Source organism: Micromonospora sp. NPDC047756 (genome assembly GCF_055587245.1).
In genome coordinates, this window is sequence record NZ_JBVJGQ010000001.1 from 396583 (window position 1) to 412098 (window position 15516).

The 15516-nt window shown below is 72.4% G+C and carries 11 protein-coding genes and 1 riboswitch; of the genes, 5 read left to right on the top strand and 6 right to left on the bottom strand.

The genetic code is table 11. From position 1 onward, the window contains the following. Positions 1-5 precede the first annotated feature (5 nt). Positions 6-2090, bottom strand: a complete 2085-nt coding sequence (locus tag ACZ6NZ_RS01840) for a copper-translocating P-type ATPase (protein ID WP_465854937.1) — start codon at positions 2088-2090, stop codon at positions 6-8. Positions 2091-2390: 300 nt separating this feature from the next. Here ACZ6NZ_RS01840 and ACZ6NZ_RS01845 point away from each other — a divergent pair, with 300 nt between their 5' ends. Continuing rightward, positions 2391-3761 carry a YibE/F family protein gene (locus tag ACZ6NZ_RS01845; protein WP_465854939.1) on the top strand — a complete coding sequence of 457 codons (1371 nt, stop codon included), beginning with the start codon at positions 2391-2393 and terminating at the stop codon, positions 3759-3761. A 166-nt stretch (positions 3762-3927) separates the two neighbouring features. Continuing rightward, positions 3928-4058, top strand: a riboswitch (cyclic di-AMP (ydaO/yuaA leader). 4 nt (positions 4059-4062) lie between these two features. Beyond that, complete coding sequence (locus tag ACZ6NZ_RS01850; RefSeq protein ID WP_465854940.1) at positions 4063-5082, top strand: coiled-coil domain-containing protein; 1020 nt, start codon at positions 4063-4065, stop codon at positions 5080-5082. A gap of 59 nt (positions 5083-5141) precedes the next feature. Here ACZ6NZ_RS01850 and ACZ6NZ_RS01855 read toward each other — a convergent pair whose 3' ends face one another. After that, on the bottom strand, positions 5142-5858 hold the full coding sequence (locus tag ACZ6NZ_RS01855; RefSeq protein WP_465854942.1) for a carbonic anhydrase: 717 nt from the start codon (positions 5856-5858) through the stop codon (positions 5142-5144). 226 nt (positions 5859-6084) lie between these two features. Between ACZ6NZ_RS01855 and ACZ6NZ_RS01860 the strand changes: the two genes are divergently transcribed. Together ACZ6NZ_RS01860 and mycP are read left to right on the top strand one after the other, a co-directional pair. Further along, positions 6085-6420 carry a helix-turn-helix transcriptional regulator gene (locus ACZ6NZ_RS01860; protein WP_366605616.1) on the top strand — a complete coding sequence of 112 codons (336 nt, stop codon included), beginning with the start codon at positions 6085-6087 and terminating at the stop codon, positions 6418-6420. 51 nt (positions 6421-6471) lie between these two features. Further along, a complete protein-coding gene (mycP, locus tag ACZ6NZ_RS01865) occupies positions 6472-7701 on the top strand; it encodes a type VII secretion-associated serine protease mycosin (protein WP_465854944.1) in 1230 nt (409 codons plus the stop codon). A gap of 102 nt (positions 7702-7803) precedes the next feature. Here mycP and ACZ6NZ_RS01870 read toward each other — a convergent pair whose 3' ends face one another. From ACZ6NZ_RS01870 to eccCa, 3 genes are all read right to left on the bottom strand, one after another. Then, positions 7804-8082, bottom strand: a complete 279-nt coding sequence (locus tag ACZ6NZ_RS01870) for a WXG100 family type VII secretion target (RefSeq protein WP_366605620.1) — start codon at positions 8080-8082, stop codon at positions 7804-7806. 25 nt (positions 8083-8107) lie between these two features. Further along, positions 8108-8416: a WXG100 family type VII secretion target gene (locus tag ACZ6NZ_RS01875; protein WP_030329557.1), complete on the bottom strand. Its 309-nt coding sequence runs from the start codon at positions 8414-8416 to the stop codon at positions 8108-8110. Positions 8417-8620: 204 nt separating this feature from the next. Then, a complete protein-coding gene (gene eccCa, locus ACZ6NZ_RS01880) occupies positions 8621-12586 on the bottom strand; it encodes a type VII secretion protein EccCa (protein WP_465854947.1) in 3966 nt (1321 codons plus the stop codon). 166 nt (positions 12587-12752) lie between these two features. On the opposite strand from eccCa, the gene eccD reads away from it, so the two are divergent. Then, positions 12753-14150, top strand: coding sequence for a type VII secretion integral membrane protein EccD (gene eccD, locus ACZ6NZ_RS01885; protein WP_465854949.1), 1398 nt, complete (start codon positions 12753-12755; stop codon positions 14148-14150). A gap of 19 nt (positions 14151-14169) precedes the next feature. Here the strand turns inward: eccD and ACZ6NZ_RS01890 are convergent, their stop codons facing one another. After that, the gene (locus ACZ6NZ_RS01890) at positions 14170-15357 is read right to left on the bottom strand and encodes a type VII secretion protein EccE (RefSeq protein WP_465854951.1); all 1188 of its coding nucleotides are present in this window, start codon (positions 15355-15357) and stop codon (positions 14170-14172) included. Between the last annotated feature and the right edge of the window lie 159 nt (positions 15358-15516).

Sequence of the window (15516 nt, forward strand, 5' to 3'; positions counted from 1 at the left end):
CGCGCTCAGTCCGGCGCGGGATCGAGACGGACCCGGCGCAGCAACTGCGCGTTGAGCGCCACCACGATCGTCGACGCCGACATCAGCACCGCGGCCACCGCCGGGCTCAGCGTCACACCCGCCCAGGCCAGCGCCCCGGCGGCCAGCGGCAGCGCCACCACGTTGTAGCCGGCCGCCCAGGCCAGGTTCTGCCGCATCTTCCGGTACGACGCCCGCGACAGCCGGACCACGGCCCCCACCCCACGCGGGTCCGAGGATGCCAGCACCACCCCGGCGGACTCGATGGCCACATCGGTGCCCGCGCCGATCGCGATGCCCACGTCCGCCCGGGCCAGCGCCGGCGCGTCGTTCACCCCGTCACCGACCATCACCACCACCAATCCCCGCCGCTGGAGCTCGGCCACCCGATCGTCCTTCTCAGCCGGCAGCACCTCGGCGAAGACCTCGTCGACGCCGGGCCGGAAGCCGAGGTCGGCGGCGACCGCCTCGGCCACCGGCCGGGCGTCACCGGTGATCATGGCGATGGTCCGGACACCCTCGGCACGCAACTCGTCGACAGCGCGCCGGGCCTCCGGACGCACCTCGTCGGTCAGCGCGAACGCGCCGAGCACGGCGTCGGGCAGCCGCACCAGGTGCAACACCGCGGCACCCCGCGCCGACCACCGCCCGGTCGCGGCCTCCAGCTCCGCCGGGAGCGAAAGGCCCAGCTCACGCAGCAACGCCGGCCCGCCCACCGCGTACTCCGTACCGTCGATTGCCGCCTTCACACCGCGGCCCGGCAGCGACCGGAAGCCGGCTGCCCGGGCCGGGCCGGCGCGGCCGGCCGCCGCCACTATCGCCCGGGCCAACGGATGTTCGCTCTCCGACTCGACACCGGCCGCGATGCGCAGCACCTCGTCGCGCTCGACGCCGTACGCCGTCGCCAGGTCGGTCACCCCGTGCTCGCCCCGGGTCAGGGTGCCGGTCTTGTCGAAGAGCACCGCGCCGACGGTCCGCATCCGTTCCAGGGCCAACCGGTCCTTGACCAGGATCCCGGACCGTGCGGCGAGCGCGGTGGAGAGCGCGACGACCAGCGGGATGGCGAGCCCCAGCGCGTGCGGGCAGGCGATCACCAGGACGGTGACCGCGCGGACCACCGCCTCGTCGGGCTGACCGAGCGCGGTCCAGGCCAGCACGGTCAGCACGGCGGTGCCGGTGGCCAGGTAGAACAGCGCGGCGGCGAACCGGTCGGCCAACAGTTCGGCCCGTCCACCGGAGGCCTGGGCCTGGGCGACCATCCGCTGGATGCCGGCGAGGGCGGTCTGCTCACCCACCGCCTCGACGCGCACCCGGATCGGCGAGTCGGTGGCGACGGTGCCGGCCACCACCCGGTCGCCGGTCGACCGGGCGACCGGCCGCGACTCCCCGGTGATCATCGACTCGTCCAGCTCGGCGTCGCCCTCGACGACCCGGCCGTCCGCCGGCACCCGACCCCCCGGCCGGACCAGCACCATGTCGCCGATCCGCAGTCCGGTCACCGGCACGGCCTCGACCCGGCCGTCCGCCGTCACCCGTTCGGCCTCGTCCGGCAACAGCGCGGCCAGCGCCGCCAGCGCTCCCCGAGCCTGCCCGATGGCCTTCATCTCCTGCCAGTGCCCGAGCAGCATGATGGTGACCAGCGCGGCCAACTCCCACCAGAAGTCCAGGTCGAAGACGCCGACGCTGGTCGCCAGGGACGCGGCGTACGCGACGGTGATCGCCATCGCGACCAGCAGCATCATCCCGGGCGCCCGGTCCCGGACCTCGCGAACCGCGCCGACCAGGAACGGCCAACCGCCCCACCAGAACACCACCGAGCCGAGCACCGGGCCCACCCAGGCCCGAGCGGGGACGACGTCCCCGCTCAGGCCCAGCCGACCCGACACGAGATGACTCGTCAGCACCACCGGGACGGTCAACACCAGGCACACCCAGAACCGACGGCGGAACATCGCCGGATCGTGCCCGGCGTGCTTGTCGTGCACGGGGCGCTTGTCGTGCCCGTGCTTGTCGTGCGGCACGGGTCCGGTGGGTTGCGGGTGGCCGGGGTCCGGCGGTGGCGCAGCGGGCATGGCTCCAACATGCCGGCCCGGCGACCGCCACGCGGCCGGATCGGCCACCCGACACCCGACACGACCCGCGACCCCCAGGTGGGCTGGCTAGCATCTCCCCGATGGCCCTCCGTATGCCGCTGCACAGTCGGGCACCAGCGCCGCTTCCACGTGGCGTCGCCCCCGGCCCAGCACTGACCGTCCGTGATCAAGGGGTCGTCAGGCAGCGATCCGCCCCGCCGTCCGCCGCGTTTCCACCGAAACGGTGAACCGCCCGGCCCGCTGACCCGTACCCCGCACCGGATCGTTGGGAGTCCCACCTTGGCCGCCAACCACACACACTCCGCTCCGTCCGCCCCACCGAGGGTGCGACGGATCCTCGTCGTGACTGTGGTGCCCCTCTTCGTCGCCACCGTGCTGGCCGCGGCGCTGCTCTGGCCGCGCGGCGGATCGCCGCAGACCGATGGTGGCGCGGACGTGCCGCGCTACCCCGGCACCGTCACCCGGGTGGTGAGCGAGCCGTGCCCGCCGGTGCCGTCGGTCCCCGAGGGGACCCCGAGGGTCGGCGACGGGCGGTGCGGCACCGTCGACGTCCGGGTGGACGACGGGCCGACCGCCGGCCAGCAGGTACGGACTCCGGTGCCGGACGGGCCCGGCGCGCCCCGGGTCGAGGTCGGCGACGAGGTCGTCCTGGTCGAGCTGGCCGACCCGGTCGACCCCACCACCAGCAACTGGAACATCGCCGAGCACCAACGCGGCACCCCGATGGTGTGGCTGGCGGTGATCTTCGCGGCCGCGATCGTCGCGTTCGGTCGGTGGCGAGGTCTGGCCGCGCTCGCCGGGCTGGCCGCCAGCTTCGCCATCCTGCTCACCTTCGTGCTGCCAGGCATCAGCGCCGGCAGGTCACCGCTGCTGGTGGCGGTGGTCGGCGCGGCCCTGATCATGTTCGTGGTGCTCTACCTGACCCACGGGGTCACCGCACAGACCTCGGTCGCGGTGCTCGGCACCCTGGGCAGCCTGGTCCTGACCGGCGTGCTCGCCACCATCGCCACGGCCGCGACCCATCTCACCGGCTTCGGCAGCGAGGACGCCACCACCCTGTCGATGTTCCAGGGCGACGTGGACCTGCACGGTCTGCTGCTGGCCGGAATCATCATCGGGTCCCTCGGGGTGCTCGACGACGTGACGGTCACCCAGGCGGCCACCGTCACCGAACTGGCGAACGCCAACCCCGGGCTGACCCGGTTGCAGCTCTACCGCGCCGCCACCCGGGTCGGCCGCGCGCACATCGCCTCCACTGTCAACACCATCGTGCTGGCGTACGCGGGCGCGTCACTGCCCCTGCTGCTCCTGCTCACCGCCGACGCGCGGCCGATCGGGCAGATCCTGACCAGTGAGTTCCTCGCGCAGGAGATCGTCCGCAGCGCGGTCGCCACCCTCGGTCTGATCGCCGCTGTGCCGCTGACCACCGGGCTGGCCGCAGTGGTCACCGCCGCCGGGCGCACCGACACCTCAGCGTCCACCGACGCTCCCACGTCCCGACCCCAACCGGATCGCAGCGAGGCCCTGGCCGCACTCAGCTCCCCACGAACGGCCGGCTCCGACGAGCCGGACCGGACGCGGACCACACCCCCACCCGAGGCCACCGACCGGTGGCCGAAGTCGAACAGGAGCACGGATACGGCATGGTGACACTCCTCAGCGTGACCAGATCGGGCATCCACCCTGAGAACCCCGTCACTGGTCACTCAACGCTATGGCGAAATGACGCTTTTGGTCGGCATCCAGGCGTAGCTCAGCCGGTCGACTCTCGGGTAACCTCGCTGCCGGTTACCGATGAAGGCGCGAAGCGGCGCCTGCGGTGCCACCGCCCAATCGCCAACCGGCGAGCCGGGGACCCAGGTACCTGGGGTGAATCCGCATCAGCGGTAGGGGCCGCTTCCGCCCCGAACCCGTCAGCTAACCCGGTCGGCGGTCGACGGAAGGGAACATTGTGACGGCACCCCTACGCCGCTGGTTGACCCCCGTGGTGGCCGTGATCGCCGCACTGACCGTGTTCGCCGGGCCGTTCCCGGCGCATGCCGCCCCGACGAACCCCACACCGTCCGGGCACGAGGAGGACGGCGAGCCCAAGCTGCTCAACGACGTCATCGAGCAGGCCAACCGTGACTACTCCGCCGCGAAGTCCAAGCTGGACAAATCCAAGAAGCGGCAGAGCGAGTTGGCGGCGGAGGTCAACCGGGCCAAGGCCGACCTGGACGCGTTGGCCCCGCAGGTCGGGCAGATCGCCGCCCAGGCGTACCGGACCGGCCGGATCGGCGCGGTCGCGATGCTGCTGGAGAGCGAAGCGCCCGACTCGTTCGTCCAGCGCGCCGGGATGCTCGACGAGATGAACATGGTCAACGAGAAGAAGCTCTCCGAGGTCAACGAGGTGAAGGCCCGCGCCGAGCAGGCCAAGTTGGCGCTCGACACCGAGGTCCGCGAGCAGCAGAAGCAGACCGCTCTGATGGCGAAGCGCAAGAGCGAGGCCGACAAGGCGCTCTCCCTCGTCGGCGGCAAGGGTTTCACCGGCGGCCTGGTGGATGCCACCTCCAAGGTCGCGAAGATCGGCCCGGGTCGCACCGCCGACGGTGACTGGAAGTCCCAGTCGTGCAGCGAGAAGGACCCCACCACGTCCGGCTGCGTCACGCCGCGCACGCTGCACGCGTACAAGGAGGTCAAGGCGGCCGGCTTCAACCGGTTCGTCGGCTGCTACCGCCCCGGCGGGCCGTGGGAGCACCCGAAGGGCCGCGCCTGCGACTGGTCGCTACAGAAGAGCGGGTTCTCCCCGTGGCACAACAACGACACCCGCACGTACGGCAACAACGTCGCCGCGTTCCTTATCCGTAACGCCGACCGGCTCGGCATCTACTACGTGATCTGGAACCGGCAGATCTGGTTCCCGGCCACCGGCTGGAGTTCGTACAGCGGGCCGTCGAACCACACCGACCACGTGCACATGTCGCTGCTCTGACCCGCAGGATTTCCGTCGAGGGCCGTTCCGCGTGACGCGGAGCGGCCCTCGTCGTGTTGTCAGACGGCGGCGGGCGCGGCCGGGTCGGTCGCCGTCGACGTCGCGAAGCCGGCCGGCACGGCGGCCACCGGACGTACCGCTCCGGCCGCCAGCCGGTAGGACACGCCCACCACCGCGCACCGTCCCCGCGCCACCTCCTCGGCCAGCACGGGCGACTGTGCGAGCAACGTCTCGACGGTCTGTGCGATGTGGATGTCGACGATGCCGTCGATGTCGTCCACGCCTTCGGCCGCGGCCCGGCCCAGGCTGGGCAGCACGGCGTCGACCACCGCCCGCAGATGGCCACTCGGCGCGGTACCGGTCGCGGCGGACTCCCGGGCGGCCTGCACCGCGCCGCAGGAGTCGTGACCGAGCACCACCACCAGCGGGGTGCCGAGCACCGTCACCGCGTACTCCACGCTGCCGAGCACCTCGGGGCCGGCGGTGTGCCCGGCGGTGCGCACCACGAACAGGTCGCCCAGACCCCGGTCGAAGATGATCTCGGCAGCCAGCCGCGAGTCGGAGCAGCCGACGATCACCGCGAACGGCTGTTGCCCGTCGGCCACCGCGGCCCGGCGCCCGGCATCCTGGTTGGGGTGGCGTGGGGCGCCGTCGACGAAGCGCCGGTTGCCGGCGACCAGTTCGGCGTACGCCCGGGTCGGCTCGATCAGCGCGGTGGCCCGGTCGGTGGTCCGCTGCGGACCCGGCTGACCGCCGGAGCTTCCGGTATGACTCATCCCGCACCTCGTCTCGACGCATCTGACCTGGTCAAACCGGCTGTCCGCCGGCCGGGCGGCGGGCGCTGGCTCGTGCTCCACCGTCACACGCACCGTAAGATGCGTCAAGGGATGCGTGATTTAGATTTCATACGTTGACGCCGGCCACCCCCTGGGCAACCTCTTCCGGGCGGGGCGGACCAGACTCTCGCGAGGGCAGACGGACATCCGGAAGGGCGGTCACACGATGGCGACCACGGTGACGGGCGACACCGGCAGCGGGCGGAACTGGACGTTCCTCACCAATCACGGACACGTCCTGCTGGCCATCGCCCGCGATCCGACCGCCCGGCTGCGGGACGTCGCCGCCGAGGTCGGGGTGACCGAACGGGCCGCGCAGGCGATCGTCGCCGACCTGGAGGCGGGCGGTTACCTGCACCGCACCCGGGTCGGGCGGCGCAACGAATACACCCTCAACCCGGCCGGCCGGTTCCGGCACCCCGCCGAGGCCGACCGGCAGGTCGGCGACCTGCTCGCGCTGTTCGCCGACGTGCCCACCGCGAAGGCGGAGCCTCAGGCCTGACCCCGGTCACCGGGGGCCGCTGAGCGACGGTCACGGCGGTAACCTTTGCTGGTGCGCGAATGCCCGCCGTTGAGCGCGACCCCGTCCCGCCGCGCCCTTCACGGCGTCCTCAGTGGAGCGCTGGCGGTCCTGCTCGGCGCCGGCCTGGTGGCACCCTCCCCCGCGACCGCCGCGCCGCCAGTCTGTGGTCCCACCGGCACCGACAGCCTGACCCAGATGCCGTGGGCGCTCCGCCGACTGGAGCCGTCCTCGGCGTGGCCGCTGTCCCGGGGCGCCGGGATCACGGTGGCCGTGATCGACTCCGGAGTCTCCGCCGCCCACCCGCTGCTCAAGGGGCAGGTGCTGGAGGGTCGCGACTTCAACGGCCTGCCGGCCCGCCAGGGACAGTGCGACGAGGCCGGGCACGGCACGCTGATCGCGGGCATCATCGCGGGCCGGGAGGGCACCGTCGTCCCCTTCAGCGGCATCGCCCCGGCCGCCCGCATCCTGCCGATCCGGGTGCTGCCGCAACTCGGCGCGGTCAACAACCCGCAACTCCCCGCGCAGATCGCCGCGGCCATCGACTGGGCCGTCGAACAGGGCGCCGACGTGATCAACCTGTCCCTGACCACAGTGCCCCGGCCCGAACTGACGGCGGCCGTCGATCGCGCGCTGGCCGAAGGGGTGGTGCTGGTCGCCGCCGCGGGCAACCGGTCGGAAGACTCGCAGAACCTGCCGGGTTACCCGGCCGCGTATCCCGGGGTGATAGCGGTCGGCGGGGTGGACGAGCAGGGCGGCCACGTCGGCACCTCGATCAGCGGCGACTACGTCGACATCGCCGCGCCCGGAATGAACATCGTCGGGCCGGCACCCGGAAACAGCGGCTACCGCACCGTCCCGGAGGGTGGCACCAGCTACGCCGCCGCGTACGTGTCGGGGGCGGCCGCGCTGGTCCGGGCCGCCTACCCCGGTCTGGACCCGCAGCAGGTCGCGGAGCGGCTGAAGCGCACCGCCGACAACCCACCCGAGGGTCAGAACGCCGACATCGGGTACGGCATGGTCAACCCGTACCGGGCGGTGTCGAGCCTGCTCGGCACCAGGGCGAACCCGCCGGCCGGCGCGCTCCCGGCGCCCGCCGTGCGGGACGACCCGCTGAGCTGGCAGCGCCCCACAGCGATCTGGGCAGCGGTCATCGGCGGGCTACTCGCCGGGCTGCTGCTGGTCGCGCGACCGATCATGGCCCTGGGCCGCCGACGCGACTGGCGCCCCGGCCGACGCAACGACGCGCCAACCGCCGGCTGACCCGCGCACCGCGGCCCGGCACCCACTCCTACACCCGCCAACGCCAGACACACAGCGGCTCCGGGCCGGGCGAACCGGACCGGAGCCGCTGGTGCGAATGCCTCAGCTCCACACCTTGGAGTTGCTCATCTCCGTGGTGAGGTAGTTTTCGCGGGCGATGCCCACGGCACCGCCGATCTCGTTCAGGATCCGGTTGATGTCCCGGACCGCCGCGTCCCACTTCGCCTGGTGCTGCTCGTAGGCGACCCGGTCCTCGCCGTCCCAGTGCAGCTTGGTCAGCATCGACCGCAGCGTGTCGAGCTTCTCCTCGAGGGTCTTCGAGATGCTCTGCATCTGCTGGTTGCTGCTCTCGAGGACCGCATAGTCAACTTTGATCGTCACGATTTCCTCCTCTGCCGGCTACGGATCACGGGTTGAGAGCAGAGTGGAACTTGTCCAGCATCTGCTGCTGCTCTTCGTCGTTGACCTGGTGCGTCGTACCCGACTTGTCGAGCAGGTCCGCGATGCTGTCCATCGCCGTCAGCAGCTTGACGGTGTCCTCGTTCCAGCGCGTCATCAGCGACTGGAAGCCCGTGGACGCCTGACCCTTCCACGCGATGGCCAGGTCGTCGACCACGTTCCACAGCTTCTTCAGCTCGCCGTCGACCTCGCTGCGCGTGGACCGCACGTCACTCGCGGCGGTATGCAGAGTCGCAGCTTCGACCTCGAACGCCATGCTTCACACCCTTCCGTCTGTTGTGGTGGCGGCTTCGCCGCACCCCTCCCCCGCGGCAAGGCAGCAACACCCCACCGACGGACACTCCTGTGAAGACCGTAGCGGAACGTGTCCAGCTCTCGCAGCCCTGACCGGGGACGTTCGATGGATGGTGGTGAATCGGGCCGGAACGGCCCACCACCACTGCCGAACGAACGACAGCGCTCAGACCGGCTCAGACCACGCGGTCTGAATCAGCTGCTGGCCGTCACGACGGCGCACCAGGGTGCCCCGCCCGGCCGGCTGCGGGCTCGGCCGCAACGTGCCGAAGACCGCACCCTCCTCCCGGTTGCCGGACATCAGCAGCCCCGGCGAGTCCAACTCGCGCAGCCGTTGCAGCACCGGCTCGTACAGAGCCCTGGACACACCACCGACTCGGCGCGTGACGATCAGGTGCAGGCCGATGTCGCGGGCCTGCGGCAACAACTCGTGCAGGGCGCTCAGCGGGTTGCTGCCGCCCGACGCCACCAGGTCGTAGTCATCCACCAGGATGTAGAGATCCGGACCCTTCCACCAGCTCCGATCACGCAGCTGTGCGGTGGTCACGTCCGGGCCGGGCAGCCGGTTGGACAGCGCGCTACGGATCGACCCCAGCCCCTGGGCGAACGCCTGGTTCGACGGGGCGTAGTCGAGCAGGTGGTCACCCTCCACCGCCCCCAGCAGGCCACGCCGGTAGTCGGCGATCACCAGCCGGGCCTGCGCCGGCGTGTACCGCTCGGTGATCCCCCGGGCGATCAGGCGCAGCATGTTCGTCTTGCCGCACTCCGCGTCGCCGAAGACCGTCAGGTGCGGCTCGTTGGTCAGGTCCAGGTAGACCGGCGCGAGTGCCGACTCGTTGACACCGATCGGGAGACCGGGCGCCGAGCGGTCGATGATCCGGGCCAGCTCCGACACCGGCAACCGGCGTGGCAGCAACCGCACCTTGGGCGCCGGACGCCCCGGCCAGTTCGCCGCCACGTGCCCGGCCAGGGACAGCGACGCCTCGCTCAGATCCTCGATGTCGCGGCGGCCGTCGATCCGCGAGATCGCGGTGAGGAAGTGCAGCTTGTCCCGGGTCAGACCACGACCGGGCGACTTCTCCGGCACGTTGTTCGCCGCCCGACGGTCGATCTCGGACTCCGACGCGTCACCGAGGCGCAGCTCCAGCTTGGTGCCGAGCAGATCCCGCATGTTGATCCGGATCTCCGCCCACCGCACGGCGGTGAGCACCACGTGCACACCGAAGCCGAGGCCCCGGTTGGCCAACGTGGTGATGGTCTGCTCCAGCTCCTCGTACTCCTGGCGCAGGGTGTTCCACCCGTCCACCACCAGGAACACGTCGCCGAACGGGTCGTCGGCGAACTCACCGGCGGCACGACGGCGACGGTAACTCGCCACCGAGTCGATGCCGTGCTGGGCGAAACGACCCTCCCGATCGTCCAGGACGGCGACCACCTCGGCCACCGTCCGGCGGACCGCCTCGACGTCGCGCCGACCCGCCACCCCGGCCATGTGCGGCAACCGCTCCATGCTGCGCAGCGCGCCACCACCGAAGTCCAGGCAGAAGAACTGCACCTCCCGCGGCGTGTGCGTGAGCGCCAACGAGGCCAGCAGCGTACGCAGCATCGTGCTCTTGCCGCTCAGCGACCGACCGACGATGACCACGTTGCCGCCGGCCCCGGCCAGCTCGACCATCATCGGATCCCGACGCTGCTCGTAAGGGCGGTCCACCACGCCGACAGGCACTGTCAGTCGCCCACGCCCGGGCCAGGAGGCGGTGCACAACCCGTAGGTCGGGTCCACCGCCAGCGGACCGAGCAGCTCGCCCAGACCCGGCGGGTCGGCCAACGGCGGCAGCCACACCTGGTGCGCCGGGCGACCCCGACCCTTGAGCTGGTCGATCAGCACGTCGAGCATCGCCACGGCCTTGCCGTCGGCCGGCTGCTCCGCCTCCGGAGCGGTGGCCACCGGCACCTGCGGGACCTGCACCGGCACGAAGTCCAGACCGTATGGCACGATCCGGCGCTGCACCAGCGCCTGCGAGGCGGAGGCCTGCTGCCCCGGCGCCCGGTACGCGCCGGACACGTACGCGGCCCGGAACCGCAGCATGGTGCTGGTGTCCGTCTTCAGGTAGCCGTGGCCCGGCGCGTTCGGCAGCTCGTAGGCGTCCGGGACGCCGAGGACGATGCGGCTCTCCACAGCGGAGAAGGTCCGCAGACCGATCCGGTACGACAGGTGCGTGTCGAGGCCCCGCAGCTTGCCCTCTTCGAGACGCTGGCTGGCCAGCAACAGGTGCACACCGAGGGACCGACCCAACCGGCCGATCATCACGAACAGGTCGATGAAGTCCGGTTTGGCGGCGAGCAGTTCACTGAACTCGTCACAGATGATCAACAAGCTGGGCATCGGCGCCAGCGGCTCACCGGCCGAGCGCGCCTTCTCGTACTCGAAGCGGGAGACGTAGTTGCCGGCCGCCCGCAGCAGCTCCTGACGGCGCACCATCTCGCCGGCGAGCGCGTCGCGCATCCGGTCGACAAGGGGCAGCTCGTCGGCCAGGTTGGTGATCACCGCGCTGGTGTGCGGCAGCGCCTCCAGCGAGGCGAAGGTCGCGCCGCCCTTGAAGTCCACCAGGACGAAGTTCAGTTCCTCCGACGAATGGGTCACCGCCAACGCGGCCACCACCGTACGCAGCAGCTCGCTCTTGCCGGAGCCGGTCGCACCGATCACCAGACCGTGCGGGCCCATGCCCTCGTGCGCCGACTCCTTGAAGTCGAGCTCGACCACGTTGCCGTCCGGGCCGACACCGAGCGGGATGCGCAGCCGGTCGCGGTGCCCACGCGGGCGCCAGGTGTTCTGCACGTCCACCGCCGCGGCGTCACCGACGCCGAGCAGGTCCGGCAGCTCGGTGCTGCGGGCCAGCGGCTCGTCGCCGCCGGTCTGCTGCTGGGAGAGCCGGAAGGGGGCGATCTGTCGGGCCAGCCCCTCGGCGGCCTCCGCGCTGAGCCGGTCGGGACGACCCAGCGTCGACGACGAACTGCCCCGGACCAGGTCGAGTGAGGCTCCGTCGTTCACGTCGAGGCAGAGCAGCCAGCGGCCGGCGTCGCGCGGCACCGTCCCGGAGAGGTCGATCACGGTGGCCCCGAGCAGACCCGGACCGACCAGCTGGCAGGTCGGCGAGATCTCCCCGCCGTCGATCACCACGACCAGGTGCGGGGCGGTGGTCAGCGGCTTGGCCTCCGGCGCGAACCGGGGCCGCCCGGCCAGCTCGGCGGCGAGCGAGGCTTCGGCCTCGGCCAGGCTGGCGAAGACCAGCCGGCGCGCGCCCGCGGCGTCCGTCCGACCGCTGTGGTGGGCGTGTGGCAGCCACTTCACCCAGTCCCAGGACGACTGCCGGTCGGGTGCGGCGACCACGGCGATCACCAGGTCGTCCGGTGCGTGGAAGGTGGTCAGCTGCCCCAGCGCCGCCCGGGTCAGGTCGAGCACCGGCTCGCGGTCACCGCGGAGCACCACCCGACTGAACGCGCGCACCGACAGCGCCGTCGGCAGTTCGGGCACCGTGGAGTGTGCCCGGACGAACCGGCGCAGCGCGATGGCGCTCATCGGCTCCAGGTCCTCCACCGGCTTCGTCTCCGGCGGGACGATCTCCACGGCGAGCCGCTGCGGGCCGAGGGCGATCCGGGTCTCGCCGAAGTCGTCCTCGGTGATCCGCCGCTCCCAGAGTCGCCGGGACGCGGCGATCGACCAGAGCGCGTCGGGCTCCGGGTGCCGCCAGGCCATCGCGGCCCGCTGCTGTTCGGCGGCCCGCCGGGTGCGCTTACGCATCTGCGCCAGGTAGCGCATGTAGTCGCGGCGATCGGCGTTCAGCTCCGCCTTGTCCTTGCCGCCACTGTTGGCCAACGAGCCGATCGCCATGCCGAGCATCGAGACACCGAACAGACCACCGGCGACGTAGGTCATCATGCCGCCGCCCTTGCCGGCGTAGAGGAATGCCATGGCCCCGACCCCGCAGAACATCGGCAGGATCATGAGCAGCTGCCCCATCCCGCGGGGTGTCGGCTCGGGCAGCTCAGGAGGCGACTCCAGCAGCACCTCGCCGCGCGGCAGGGCCGGCCCCGGCTGACGCGGGAGCCGGCGGAACACCACAGTGCTCACGGCTGTCTCCTCCCCAGAAGCGGCCCTGATGACGTGCTTCCCGCGGAACACCGCCCGCGGGTGGGCATCGTACGTGCCGTCATCGTAGGTAATCTGCCGTGTGCGCGGTGGACCCGGACCGCGGCATCCCAGCCCGCCGATCACAGACGCACACCTGGAGGCCACTGTGGCGACGAAGACGGCGACCGGCGGTCTCAGCCGGATCACCATCGTGGCCCCGCGTACCCGGATGGACCTGGCGCTGCCGTCGGACGTGCCGTTGGCGGACCTGCTTCCCACGCTGCTGCGCTACGCCGGCGAGGACATGGCCGACGAGGGCGCGCGGCACGGCGGCTGGGCACTGTCCCGGTTGGGTGGTGCGCCCCTCGACGGTGGTCGTACCGTAGCGCAGCTCAGCGTCCGCGACGGTGAGGTGCTCTACTTCAACCCCCGGTACGACGCCGCGCCGGAGATCGTGTTCGACGACGTGGTGGACGCGGTCGCCACCGCGACCAACCAGCGCCCCGGCGCCTGGCAGGTCGGCGCGACCCGCTCCTTCGCTGTGGTCTTCGCGGCGGCGGCGCTCGGCGCCGGCGCGCTCGCCGCCCTCTTCGCCGGTCCGCCGCACCTGCCCGGCGCGCTGGCCGCGCTGCTGGTCGCGGTGGCGCTGCTGGTGGGCGCGGCGGTGCTGTCCAGGGCCGCCGGTGACAGCGGCACCGGCGCGGTGCTGGCCCTGGTCGGCCTGGTGCACGCGGCCACCGGTGGCCTGCTGCTGCTGGCCGGTGATCGGGCGCTCACCGACCTGGCCAGCCCGCATGTCCTGCTCGCGGCGACCGCCGCGGTGGTGGCCGGCGCGGTGGCGGTGCTGGCGGTCGGCGACCGGTATCCTCTCTTCTTCGCGGCGATCGGGGTCGCGGCCGCGACCGGCCTGGGCGCTGTGCTCTGCCTGGCCCTCGGCCTCGACGCGGCGGCCTCCGCGGCGGTGGTCGCGGCGGTCGCGTTCGGCGTGGTGCCGGCGCTGCCGATGATGGCCTACCGGCTGGCCCGGCTGCCGGTGCCGTCGATTCCCACCGGGCCGGAGGATCTCAAGACCGACAGCGAGTCGGTGGACGGCCGGCAGGTGCTCCAGCAGAGTGAGCGCGCCGACGCGTTCCTGACCGGTCTGTTGTGGACGGTGTCGCTGCTGGTGCTGGGCGCGCAACTCGTGCTGGCCCTGGACGGGCGCCTGCCCGCGGTGCTGCTCTGCCTGGTGCTGGCACTGCTGGCACTGCTGCGGGCCCGCCCCCTCCTGGGCCGGGCGCAGCGCACCCCGGTGCTGCTGGCCGGCACCGTGGGTCTGGGCCTGGCCGCCGCGACCACCTTCGCCGGTGGGTCGCTGCCGGTCCGGCTCGGCCTGATCCTGGGCGGTCTGGTGCTCGCCGCGGTGATCAGCCTGATCTACGGCCTGACCGTCGCCGGCAAGCGCATCTCGCCGGTCTGGGGCCGCCTGCTCGACATCGCCGAGATCCTGCTCATCATCTCGCTGGTGCCGCTCGCCTTCTGGGTCTGCGGCCTCTACGGCTGGATCGTCAACCTCCGCCCCTGACCGTGCGCCCCGGCACTTCTCAGCGCGACCGCAGGTCGGCCGAGACGCCCAGCGCCGACGCGACCGGAGCGGTGGCGTAGACGCCCGGGGCGTGCTGACCGTCCATCGGCCGGGTGGACGCGCCCACCCGGCCGGCGACCTCCCGAACCACCTTGACCAGGGCCTCGACGTGGTTGTCCATCGCCGCGACCCGCAGCAGCGGTGCTGCCACCCGACCGTCCGACGAGACGGTCACGGCCACCGTGTGCGACGGCGCCGAGGTCGCGGTGATCGCGTCCACCAGCGGACCGAGCGGCGCGTCGAAGCGGCCCCGTAACGCCATGCAGCGGTGCGTCCAGCCGCCGCCGCGCAACCCACGCCAACTCTCCGCCGGCGCCTCGGGCACCAGGTCGAGGCCGGCGGCCGAGACGATTGCCGCGCGCAGCTCCTCCCGGCCCAGCGGGCGATGCGCCAGCCCCGCCGAGGTCAGCGCCTTGCCGAGCCGGCCGATGCCGGCCGCCACCGTCCGGTGTACGCCGGTCAACCCGCCGCCCCGGCTCACCGCCTCGACCCGGGCGTCCCGGACGGTGAGTCGCACCGCCACCCAGACGGTCCGGTGCGCAGCCGGCGGAGCGCCGGGTGCCGGGTACCAGACCAACGTGTGCGCGACGACCTGGGCCCGGGAGATCGGGGCGCTGAAGTCCGCGAGCACCCGCAGCGCGCGGTCCACGGCGGCGGCGTCGACGGAGCCGACCGCCGCGCCGGTGGCGGACTGCAGGGCGACGGCGGCGAACCAGCCCTGGTCGTCGCGCCCGATGCCGAGCCGGGTGCCTCGGTCGGTCAACTCGATGACGCTCAGCTCGGGAGCGAGCGCGGCCAACCTCGGGTCGGTCGCCGTGCCGCTGGCCAGCGCCGCCGACGCCCGGTCACCACGTCGACGCAACCGTCGCCGCAGCAGCAGGTCCTCGAACCACCAGCGGCCACCCCGACGGGCGAAGGCCGCCAGGACGACCAGCAGCGAGGCGACACCCGCCGCGGCAAGCACCCAGCTCGGTCCGGCCGTGGCGGCCCAGACGCCGACCACGCACAGCTCCAGCACGACGAGCTGCCCCACCAGCACCGGGCCGACCCGCCCACGGCCGGGCCGCTCGGCCGGAGGCGCCGGCCGGGTCGGAGCGTCGACAGGGTCCGTGACCGCTCGGGCGGGTGGCGCCTGAACCTGCGTCATCGCTGACTGTCCCTCCTGCACGGTACGACTCTGCGCCGGGTCTTCTCCGGTGCCGGCCACGAGCGGTGGTCCCAAGGAACCACAGTCGGCCCCTTATCGTAGGGAAACCCGCGACGGCACCCCGACCCTGATCGTCGCGGATCCACCCCGCCGGAGGTA